9 protein-coding genes and 1 pseudogene are annotated in these 10,873 nt (G+C 40.4%); 9 read left to right on the forward strand and 1 reads right to left on the reverse strand.

Annotated features, from left to right (window positions below):
• Nucleotides 1-16 precede the first annotated feature (16 nt).
• The 9 genes and pseudogenes from HMPREF9088_RS05795 to clpB all read left to right on the forward strand — a co-directional run bounded on the left by HMPREF9088_RS05795 (nucleotide 17) and on the right by clpB (nucleotide 10,452).
• Nucleotides 17-1,399: a replication initiation and membrane attachment family protein gene (locus HMPREF9088_RS05795; protein ID WP_040366528.1), complete on the forward strand. Its 1,383-nt coding sequence runs from the start codon at nucleotides 17-19 to the stop codon at nucleotides 1,397-1,399.
• Between the two features lie 2 nt (nucleotides 1,400-1,401).
• Nucleotides 1,402-2,331 carry a primosomal protein DnaI gene (gene dnaI / locus HMPREF9088_RS05800; protein WP_007208230.1) on the forward strand — a complete coding sequence of 310 codons (930 nt, stop codon included), beginning with the start codon at nucleotides 1,402-1,404 and terminating at the stop codon, nucleotides 2,329-2,331.
• 35 nt (nucleotides 2,332-2,366) lie between these two features.
• Nucleotides 2,367-3,069 (forward strand): annotated as a pseudogene (locus HMPREF9088_RS05805) (tRNA (adenine(22)-N(1))-methyltransferase).
• Complete coding sequence (locus HMPREF9088_RS05810) at nucleotides 3,066-4,187, forward strand: Nif3-like dinuclear metal center hexameric protein (protein WP_007208233.1); 1,122 nt, start codon at nucleotides 3,066-3,068, stop codon at nucleotides 4,185-4,187. The pseudogene HMPREF9088_RS05805 and the gene HMPREF9088_RS05810 overlap by 4 nt, the downstream one beginning before the upstream one ends.
• 12 nt (nucleotides 4,188-4,199) lie before the next feature.
• Nucleotides 4,200-5,444: a peptidase T gene (gene pepT / locus HMPREF9088_RS05815; protein WP_007208234.1), complete on the forward strand. Its 1,245-nt coding sequence runs from the start codon at nucleotides 4,200-4,202 to the stop codon at nucleotides 5,442-5,444.
• 65 nt (nucleotides 5,445-5,509) lie between these two features.
• Nucleotides 5,510-6,424 (forward strand): diacylglycerol/lipid kinase family protein, encoded by a 915-nt coding sequence (locus tag HMPREF9088_RS05820; RefSeq protein ID WP_007208235.1) that lies wholly within the window; start codon nucleotides 5,510-5,512, stop codon nucleotides 6,422-6,424.
• On the forward strand, nucleotides 6,421-6,705 hold the full coding sequence (locus tag HMPREF9088_RS05825; RefSeq protein WP_007208236.1) for a DUF1294 domain-containing protein: 285 nt from the start codon (nucleotides 6,421-6,423) through the stop codon (nucleotides 6,703-6,705). The genes HMPREF9088_RS05820 and HMPREF9088_RS05825 overlap by 4 nt, the downstream gene beginning before the upstream one ends.
• Nucleotides 6,706-6,717: 12 nt before the next feature.
• Nucleotides 6,718-7,755, forward strand: a complete 1,038-nt coding sequence (locus HMPREF9088_RS05830; protein ID WP_007208237.1) for a lysylphosphatidylglycerol synthase transmembrane domain-containing protein — start codon at nucleotides 6,718-6,720, stop codon at nucleotides 7,753-7,755.
• 90 nt (nucleotides 7,756-7,845) lie between these two features.
• The gene (gene clpB / locus HMPREF9088_RS05835) at nucleotides 7,846-10,452 is read left to right on the forward strand and encodes an ATP-dependent chaperone ClpB (protein WP_007208238.1); all 2,607 of its coding nucleotides are present in this window, start codon (nucleotides 7,846-7,848) and stop codon (nucleotides 10,450-10,452) included.
• A 125-nt stretch (nucleotides 10,453-10,577) separates the two neighbouring features.
• Here clpB and HMPREF9088_RS05840 read toward each other — a convergent pair.
• Nucleotides 10,578-10,873, reverse strand: a 296-nt coding sequence (locus HMPREF9088_RS05840; RefSeq protein ID WP_007208239.1) for a DUF2238 domain-containing protein, incomplete at its 5' end; no start/stop codon positions are given.

Raw genomic sequence — 10,873 nt, forward strand, 5'->3', positions numbered from 1 at the left:
AAAGGGGACAGAATACATGTCAGAAATACAACCAAATAGCCTGTATCAAGCATACAAAGCTGTCCCATTATCCGATGATGGCGTACAGGCACTAACAGCACTCTATCAGCCCATTATCGGATCTGATGCACTGACGCTATATTTCGCTTTAGCAAATGATGCCAGCACCGCTGAGTATACGCATTTGGATTTATTAAATCAATTAAATTTTGGTATGCAGCGCTTCTTAGATGCACGGTACCATTTAGAAGGAATCGGATTACTTACGAGCTACCAAAAAAATTTAAGTGAGTTCGGCTTATTGTATGCGTATGAATTGCAAGAACCTTTGTCACCGGTACGCTTTTTTGCTGATTCGACTTATTCTTTTTTATTGAAGAATATGGTAGGCGAGCGACGATTCCAGTTACTAGCCAAACGTTACATGATTCCTCGCTACACATGGTCAGCTTACACAAATATCACAAAAAACTTTACAGATGTCTATTCATTTCAACTAGCTGATTACCAGCGAGACCAAGCCAAATTAGAACAGATCGCTAGCCATTTTTCAAAGGAATCAAAACCAAAAATAGCGATTAACGATCAGCTAGATTGGTCATTTTTGAAGTTTCATGCGCAGAAAAAACAAATTTCAGCGAAAAACTTCACGGATGAATTCTCCAAAAAATTGTCATTATACCATCAGTATTATGGCTTAGATGAAATGGATCTGGTGCAATATATGGCTGATGTTGTTAATATTGCGACTGGCATGGTAGAAATTGATGAGCTAGAAAAACGGATTGTCGCTAGCCGAAGAACGACACGTGTCAAAGAATCTTCCGTCAATAAAGAGACAGAGGATGCAGAGATTCGCCGTTTTAATACCTTAAAACTGACAGGTTTTTCTGATTTGGATATCCAGATTATTAAAGAAAGTGAGCAAATATCACCCGCTGATTACTTGGCAGCAATTAAATTGGAGAAAAATAGTTATCCGACGAAGTTAGAAGAATGGATTGTCCGCGACTTAGTAGAACGTAGCCCATTACCGAAAAGTGTCATCAATGTATTGTTACATTATGCTTTAGTTGTGAAAAATAACAGTGTATTGCCACAAAAACTCGTCGACAAAATCTCGGCAGATTGGTCTGAGAAAAAAGTCGGGACACCCGAGGCCGCTATCCAGCTCGTTCGAACGTTAGCCAAAGAAGCTCAGACAGCCAAACAACAACGAACTAATCAATCCCGCTATACTCCAAATAAAGTGACCAGAAAAGAGCAACTACCCAAATGGTTAGTCGAGCAAGAAGCCAAAAAAGTAAGCAATGAACAAGTAGAAGATTCCGAAGTTACTTTGACGGATGAAATGAATGAACGCTTCCAAGCATACTTAAAGCGAAAAGAAGGTGAATAGTGATGGAGGATGTAGGAAAAAATTTAGACCAACTGATGAACAAAAAAAATTATCGTATGCGCTACGAGGAAATGAAACAAGAAATTTTACAAAATGAAGAAGTCAAACAATTTCTAGTTGAGCACCAGTCTGCTATTACCCAACAAGACATCGAGAAGAGTTTTGCAAAACTGTATGAGTTTGTACAAGAGAAGCGAAAATTTATTCAAAATGATCCAGCTATGATTGCACCTGGCTATGAGCCTACGCTGACACTGAATTATCATTTTATCGATGTCGCCTATGTCCCGACAAAAGCATTGCTAGAGAAGGAACACCGGCAAGAAGTAGCGAGTCGCATTCAAACGATTAGTATGCCAAAAGACATCCAAAACGCATCCTTAAAAGAGTATGAACGCACATCGGGTCGAGGAGATGCATGGATCAGTGCATTTGAATTTGTCGATGCCTATACGGCTGCACCCAAGGATTTTCATAAAGGAATATACTTTGTGGGGAGTTTTGGTGTGGGTAAGACGTATTTACTTGGCGCGATCGCACGTGATTTGGCTGAAGCTGGCTACATGACGACTCTCCTTCACTTTCCGACGTTTGCCGTTGAAATGAAACAAGCAATTGGCAAAGAAACTGTCGGCCCCGAGCTGACTAGAGTGAAGCAAGCACCAATCTTAATGATTGATGACATTGGGGCAGATTCTTTGAGTAGTTGGATTAGGGATGAAGTATTAGGCGTCATTTTGCAGTACCGAATGCAAGAGCATTTGCCGACTTTTTTCTCATCTAATTTTTCAATGGATGAATTAGAAGAACACCTAAGCGTTACCCAAAGAGGAGAAATAGAGCCATTAAAGGCAAAACGAATTATGGAACGAATCCGTTATTTATCACAGGAAGTGAGTATGTCTGGTCGAAACAGACGAGAACGTCCTTAAAAAATGACTATGAGATAAGAAAGGAATGAAAGAAAGTGAATGAGCATCTCCTTTCAAAAAGATTAGCTTGCGTGGGTAGCTATGTCCCTAATCAGGCTCGAATTGCCGATATTGGATCAGATCATGCCTATCTGCCAGTATATCTGATGTTAAATGAGAAAATATCCTATGCGATTGCCGGAGAGGTAGTCCCTGGACCGTATCAATCTGCAAAAAAATCAAGTACAACGCCAAGGGCTTGCTGATCGGATCGATGTCCGCCTAGCGAATGGCTTACAAGCAATTACACCAGAAGATGGAATTCAAGTAATCACAATCGCCGGAATGGGTGGCTCGTTAATCGCATCCATCTTAGAAGAAGGGCGTACGACTGGCAAACTAGTTGGTGTTAGTCGACTTGTACTGCAACCCAATATCGGCGAAGAGGGGTTACGCAGCTGGTTAATGGCGCACCATTATCAGCTTATTGCCGAAGAAATAATTGAAGAACAAGGAAAAATCTATGAAATAATGGTCGCTCAGCCTACAGCATCTCCAGTCCGTTACACCAAAAAAGAACGCTTATTCGGGCCATTTTTGATGCAACAGCCTACACCGGTATTTTTAAAGAAATGGCAACACGAACAAACACAAAAAGAGCGTGTATTGGCGAACTTGCAACAGGCGCAAACCGTACCTACTGAAAAGCTTGCTCAAATTCAAGAAGAGCTGGCACTAATTAAGGAGTTGTTTGTATGAGTATCGATGGGCAAACATTTATTCAGAAGTTTGAAACGTACTGTCCACTTTGGCTGGCGGATGAAGGTGATCCAGTTGGCTTACATATTGGTACGTTAGCCAAGCCGATTCAGCGCATTATGATGACATTGGATGTACGACCAGAAGTCGTTGAAGAAGCCATTGAGAAGGGTGTCGATTTGATTGTTGCCAAGCATCCGCCTATTTTCAGACCGATTCAACGACTTGTACCGAGCGATTTGCAGACCAAGATGTATATAGACTTAGTGAAACACGATATTGCGGTCTATGCTGCCCACACTAATATGGATATTATTTGGGACGGCTTAAATGATTGGTTTTGTGAGCAGCTCGATATTGAGGTTCAAGATTATTTAAAAGAGACGCACCGAGTACAATGGAAAAAATTAGTAGTCTATGTCCCGACAGATGCTGCTGCGGATGTGCGAAAAGCCTTGGCAAAAGCTGGTGCAGGGCAGCAAGGAAATTATCAAGCGACGAGTTTTTCTTCAGTGGGTGTCGGACGCTTTACACCACTTGATGGCGCGAATCCTGCGATTGGTGAACGAAACCAAGCACAAGAAGTCAAAGAAGAGCGCGTGGAAGTCTTATATTTAGAGACGCTAGAAGCAGACATTCTTTTGGCAATGAAAGAAGCCCACCCATATGAAAAAGTGGCATATGATATTCTTTCTTTAGGAAATCCACCTAAGACTTATGGTATCGGGCGAGTAGGTCAGCTGAAAAAACCAATGAAAACAGAAGAGTTTGTCCAAAAGGTCAAGCAAACGTTTCAATTAGATGGCTTACGGCTAATCCAACCAACCCCTGCGAAAGAAGTCATTCAGACAGTGGCAATCTGTGGAGGAACAGGTGGCAATCTTTATACCGATGCTTTACGGAAACATGCGGATGTCTACATTACGGGTGATGTCTATTATCATACAGCCCACGATATGCAAACCAATGGCTTAACAGCGATCGATCCAGGTCATCATATAGAAGTCCTTTGTATCTCAAAATTTGTAGAAAAAATGCTACAATGGAAAAAAGAATTAGATTGGGACGTGGATATTATTCCATCAGAAGTCAATACCAATCCATTTGAATTTAGATAGGAGTTTATTGAAATGTCAAAATATGAAAATTTAGTCCCACGTTTTTTACGCTATGTCAAAACAGAAACACGCTCAAATCCAGAAAGTCAAACCACTCCTTCAACAGAAACGCAAATCGCTTTTGCTCACGAACTAGCAAAAGAACTGACAGCAATCGGCATGAGCGATGTACAATATTACGCTAAGAATGGCTTTGTGCTTGCTACCTTACCAGCTAATACGACTAAAAATGTCCGCTCAATCGGCTTCATCTCACATATGGATACGGCTGACTTCTCTGCGGACAATGTCCAACCGCAAATTGTCGAAAACTATGACGGTGAATCAACAATCACTCTAGATGCAGAAGGAAAATATACTTTAAATACAACAGACTTTCCATTCTTAAAAAATTATCAAGGCCAAACCCTCATCACAACGGATGGCTCAACTTTACTAGGGGCTGATGACAAATCAGGAATCGCTGAAATTATGAGTGCCATGGAATTTTTATTGGCACATCCTGAGATTGAGCACGGTGAAGTGAGAGTTGCCTTTGGTCCAGATGAAGAAATTGGAGTTGGCGCAGATAAATTTGATGTCAATGATTTTAACGTTGATTTTGCTTATACAATGGATGGCGGACCAGTTGGTGAATTGCAATATGAAACTTTCAATGCTGCACAAGCTACTATCCAATTTCTAGGTAAGAATGTCCATCCAGGGACCGCAAAAAATACGATGATCAATGCGTTGCAACTGGCAATTGACTTTCATAATCAATTACCGGGCGAAGAAGTTCCTGAGAAAACAGACGGCACACAAGGTTTTTATCACTTGATGGGCTTTTCAGGTACACCGGAAGAAGCTAGTATGAGTTACATCATCCGTGACCATGACCGCGAATCCTTTGAAAACCGCAAAAAAAATCTTTTAGCGATTCAAGAAAAAATGAATGCGGCATTTGATCAAGAGCGTGTGGTCATTGATATGTACGACCAATACTACAATATGAAAGAAGTCATCGAAAAGGACCTTTCAATTATTGAGTTAGCCAAAGGTGCTATGGAACAACTAGCAATCGAGCCGATTATTGAGCCTGTCCGTGGAGGAACAGATGGCTCAAAAATTTCATTTATGGGTATTCCAACACCAAATATTTTTGCTGGTGGTGAAAATATGCATGGTCGTTATGAATTTGTTGCAGTTGAAAGCATGGAAAAAGCGACTGATGTCATTGTGAAAATTATTGAGCTAAACGCAAACGAAACAAAATAAGCAAAAGGAAGGACGGACGGGTATGTGACAATGCTACTCGTCTGTTTTTTTAGGAGAGGACACAGATGGAACGAGTCTTACTACTTTATAATGAGTCTTCAGGGAAAAATGCAGGCAAAAAAATTGCGTTGCAGCTAAAATCGTTTATTGCCACAAAAAAAGAGAACTGGTTGGTAGAGCTACAACAATCAAATACCGACATTTCTGCAGCTACCATTCGTCAAAAGGCAGAAGACTTTCAAGCAAGTCGCTTAGTCTTTATCGGTGGGGATGGGACCATCCATCATTTAGTAAAGACCTTTAAAGATCAATTGGATCAATATACTATCGGTATCATTCCAGGAGGAACCGTGAATAACTTTGCTCGGTCTTTGGAAATTCCATTGATCAATGAAGAATCCTTTGCGCTAATTACCGATGGGCAACCTAAAGAAGTAGACTATTCCTTAAGCAATCAAGAAGACGTCATCATCTCCACCTTGACGATCGGTATTCTAGCGGACACAGCTGCTCGGGTCAGCCAGAAAGAAAAACAAACTTTCGGACCATTTGCCTTTATGAAGCGATTTTTAAAATTGTGGATCAAAAAGAAACGCTACCATCTAACCATTCAAACAGATGATAAAGTATGGCAAGGCAAAGTAGCATTGTTGACTATCACGATGACCAATTCAGCAGGTGGCTATGTTCACTTTGATGAAAATGCAACGCCTGATGATGGTCAAATGCACGTCACGATTTTAGAAACGCTATCACTTTGGAAAACATTTCGATTATTGCCTTATATCATTTTAGGGCATGTCGATAAAATCCGTGATATCGTCTATTTTTCAAGTCAAAAACTCACCATTCGTGCCAAAGAGCATAAAGTACAAACACGAACAGACGGTGACCCGACTGCCTATCTACCAGTCGAATTAGAAGTTGTACCAAAAGGGATGACCGTCCTAGTACCAAAAAAGGAGGAGCAGATTGAGTGAAGTATCTATGGAATGAATTTGTTCGTAATCCTATTTGGTTTTATTTACTCATTGTCAACCTCTACACTTTTGGATTAATGGGGTATGACAAGCGACAAGCAATTCGACACAAGTGGCGTGTTCCAGAAGCAAATCTTCTATTTATAAGTGGCATCGGTGGTGGTGCGGGAGGTTTGCTAGCTAGCCGTCTATTTCATCATAAGACGAGAAAGCAAAAATTTCTTATTGCATTTGTGATTGGGATTGTGGTGGATTGCTTGTTGATTCTTTTTTATCATTAAGAGGAGGACCATATGAATCAAAAAGCAACCTATCGTATTATTGGCAATTGTCTCATACTGGCACTCTTAATTGGGGTTGCTTATTATTTATTAAGCCATTCGCTAAAAGATATTCTCAGTCAAATGCTTGCTACGAGCCCCTTATTATTAGCCGCTACATTTATATGTGGAAGTAGCTATCAAGTGCTTGAAGGTAAATTGATTCGCACACTCATTGCGCCGATTCAGCCAAACTTTTCTTTTCGTGATGGGTTTTGGTTGAGTGGGTATACTGCTTTTTTCCGCTTAGTCACATTTGGGGTTGGGACGTTGCTTTCGGAGGTTTCGTTTTACCATCAGCGTGATATTAGTTATTCAGAAAGTATGGGTATTGCAAGTTTACGAATTATTTTGTATAAGCTAACCGCCTTTTTCTACGCCTTCAGCTGCTTGCTCTTTCAAGCAACCTATTTATGGCAGGAACAGCAATCCTTGTTTTGGCTCATTGTCAGTGGATGTACGGCTACGTTGGCGATTGTAGTAACGCTGCTTTGTTTTGTGATGAATCATCGATTACAAGAATGGCTACTAAACGTTGCCAAACGGCATATCCGACGTGAAAAATGGCGTGACCAGATTGATTCATTTTCTGAGTCAATCGATGCCTTACGTCTGACGATGAGTCGAGTTCTATCGAGTCCTTTGCTGGCAGTACAATTGTTAGGAATTAGTTTGTTAAAATTTTTGTGTTGGTATTCACTGCCATACATTCTTTTTAATGGGTTTGGCGTAGACATTACGTGGTTTCAGTCATTTTCTCTTATTAGTTTCTCAACTGTTTTAGCAGGTGTGCTACCAGCACCAGCTGGCGTTGGCTCATTTGAATTTGTTTTTTCGTATCTCTTTCAACCAGTTGCTGGGACCGTCGTAGCTGTATCAACGCTGTTATTGTATCGTTTGGCGACATATCTGCTCCCATTTTTATTAGGATTTTTTTATGTATTAGTCGAAAAAAGACGTCAAATCCAACAGGAAATTCATCTATTGAAAAGTGAGGAAAAAGATTCATAATCGTTGAGGCGTTTCTTTTGACCTTTACTGACTAAATAGATATAATAGGGTTTGTAAGAAAATATTCTTACCTGATGGGAGGAATAGCAAATGGAAATGGAAAAAATGACGACCACGATGCAAAGTTCTCTGGCCGAAGCACAACAAGTGGCGATAACTCGCCATCATCAAGAGATTGATATTGTTCATCTTTGGAAGATTTTTTTGCAACCGAACCATTTTGCACGTAATCTTTACAAAGATGCCGGCCTTGATGTGGATGCATTTGAACAAGAAGTGGATCGTTTATTAGACGAATTACCAGTTGTCGAAGGTAGTCAAGTAAATTATGGTCAAACAATGAGCCAAAATCTTTTTCACTTATTGACTGAAGCAGATAAATTAAGAGTAGAATTTCAAGATGACTATTTAGCAACTGAAATGGTTGTCCTGGCGCTTATGAAACTAAAAAATCATGTACTCACACGATATCTAACAAACCAACAGTTGACTGAAAAGCAATTAAAAACAACGATTGAAGAAATGCGAGGTGGGGATCGAGTGACTTCACAAAATCAAGAAGAAACATACAAAGCACTGGAAAAGTATGGTGTAGACTTAATCCAACAAGTAAAAAATGGCAAAATGGACCCAATTATCGGACGAGATGAAGAAATTCGTGACGTTGTGCGTATTTTGTCTCGGAAAACCAAAAATAATCCCGTATTAATTGGAGAACCTGGTGTCGGTAAAACGGCTATTGTCGAAGGATTAGCACAACGAATTGTTCGCAAAGATGTCCCAGAAAATTTAAAAGATAAAACCATCTTTTCATTGGATATGGGGGCATTAATCGCTGGAGCCAAGTTCCGAGGCGAATTTGAGGAACGGTTAAAAGCCGTTTTACAAGAAGTTAAAAAGTCAGATGGCCATATTATTTTATTCATCGATGAAATTCATAATATTGTCGGTGCAGGTAAAACAGAAGGTAGTATGGACGCAGGCAATCTGCTTAAACCTATGCTTGCACGTGGTGAGCTGCACACAATTGGTGCGACAACACTAGATGAATACCGTCAATACATGGAAAAAGATAAAGCCTTAGAGCGTCGTTTCCAAAAGGTACTAGTCAAAGAACCGACAGTCGAAGATACAATCTCTATTTTAAGGGGCTTAAAAGAACGTTTTGAAATTCACCATGGCGTGAATATTCATGACAATGCACTAGTCGCAGCGGCTACACTGTCTGACCGCTATATCACTGATCGCTTCTTGCCGGATAAAGCGATTGACTTAGTAGATGAAGCTTGTGCAACTATCCGTGTCGAAATGAATTCAATGCCGACTGAGCTTGACCAAGTAACGAGACGGCTTATGCAATTAGAAATCGAAGAAGCGGCATTGAAAAAAGAAAATGACGATGCCTCGAAAAAACGCCTAGCAAACTTGCAAGAAGAATTAGCAGATTTGCGTGAAGAGGCCAATGCGATGAAGATGCAATGGGAGACAGAAAAAGAAGAAGTCAACGCGGTTTCGACTAAGCGAGCTGAAATCGATCAAGCCAAGCATGAACTAGAAGATGCTGAAAACAATTATGACTTAGAGCGAGCTGCTGTGTTGCGTCATGGCACGATTCCACAATTAACGAAGGAATTACAAGAATTAGAAGAAAAAAACAGTACTGAATTAGGCCGGATGGTACAAGAATCGGTGACAGAAAATGAAATTGCCACGGTTGTTGGACGTCTGACAGGCATTCCTGTTACGAAGTTGGTCGAAGGTGAACGTGAAAAACTCATGAAGCTCAATGAAACCTTACATCAACGAGTGATTGGCCAAGATGAAGCTGTAGATGCTGTTAGTGATGCGGTTCTCCGCTCAAGAGCTGGACTGCAAGATCCACATCGACCATTAGGATCATTTCTATTTTTAGGTCCGACAGGTGTGGGGAAGACCGAATTAGCGAAAGCACTCGCTGAAAATCTCTTTGATTCTGAAGATCATATGGTTCGGATTGATATGAGTGAATATATGGAAAAACATTCTGTTTCACGATTAGTCGGAGCGCCTCCTGGCTATGTCGGCTATGAAGAAGGTGGACAATTGACAGAAGCTGTCCGTAGAAATCCTTATACCATTGTCTTATTAGATGAAATTGAAAAAGCTCATCCGGATGTCTTTAATATTTTGTTGCAAGTATTGGATGATGGACGTCTGACAGATTCGAAAGGTCGCGTCGTTGATTTTAAAAATACAGTGATGATTATGACGAGTAACATCGGATCAAACTTGTTGCTAGAAGGGGTTACCCAAGATGGCACGATTCCTGAAGCGGTCAAAGAACAAGTATTAGGATTGTTAAGAGGAAGCTTTAAGCCAGAATTTTTAAATCGGATTGATGACACCATTTTATTTACCCCACTAAGTCTAGATAATGTCAAAGGTATCGTTGATAAGATTGTTGCACAAGTTGCACGGCGCTTAGACGCACAAGAAATCTATCTTGAACTATCAGACGAAGCAAAAGATTGGATTGCTGAAAATGGGTATGAGCCTGCATATGGTGCACGACCATTGAAACGATTTGTGACCCGAGAAGTCGAAACACCATTAGCCAAAGAAATTATCTCAGGTAGGGTGATGCCTAAGACTCGAGTTATTATTTCTTTGCTAGACGATCACTTAGTTTTTCAAAATGAACCAATCATAGAAGAGTAAATGGACAATTTAGAACACCTTTTAAGAACATGAGGCAGCATTGTTCATCAAAAAGACCAGCAAACCCAGAAGTTTAAAAAATAACTTTTGGATTTGCTGGTCTTTTTTTAATGTCACAGTTCATTCTACAGAGCGAGATAATCATCATTTTCGGGTTTACCATGTTTGCTTTTAATGATGCGATAGATGATAAAATAATCACCCGAACCATGAGCTTGAATGTAAGAATAGATTGCGATCAGTATGGCACCAATGGTATTGACAGCTAAGTCACCCAATGTATCCATTAGTGCTGCTCGGCCGACATAGGGGACACCAGCAAGTGTTTGATACCGTTGGAGATTCAAATTGGCGAAAGTATCGCAAGTGAATTCCCAAAACTCCCAAAATACACCACAAATACCTGCAAAGCCAAAACCGG

The sequence above is a fragment of the Enterococcus italicus DSM 15952 genome (assembly GCF_000185365.1).
Lineage (GTDB): Bacteria > Bacillota > Bacilli > Lactobacillales > Enterococcaceae > Enterococcus_G > Enterococcus_G italicus.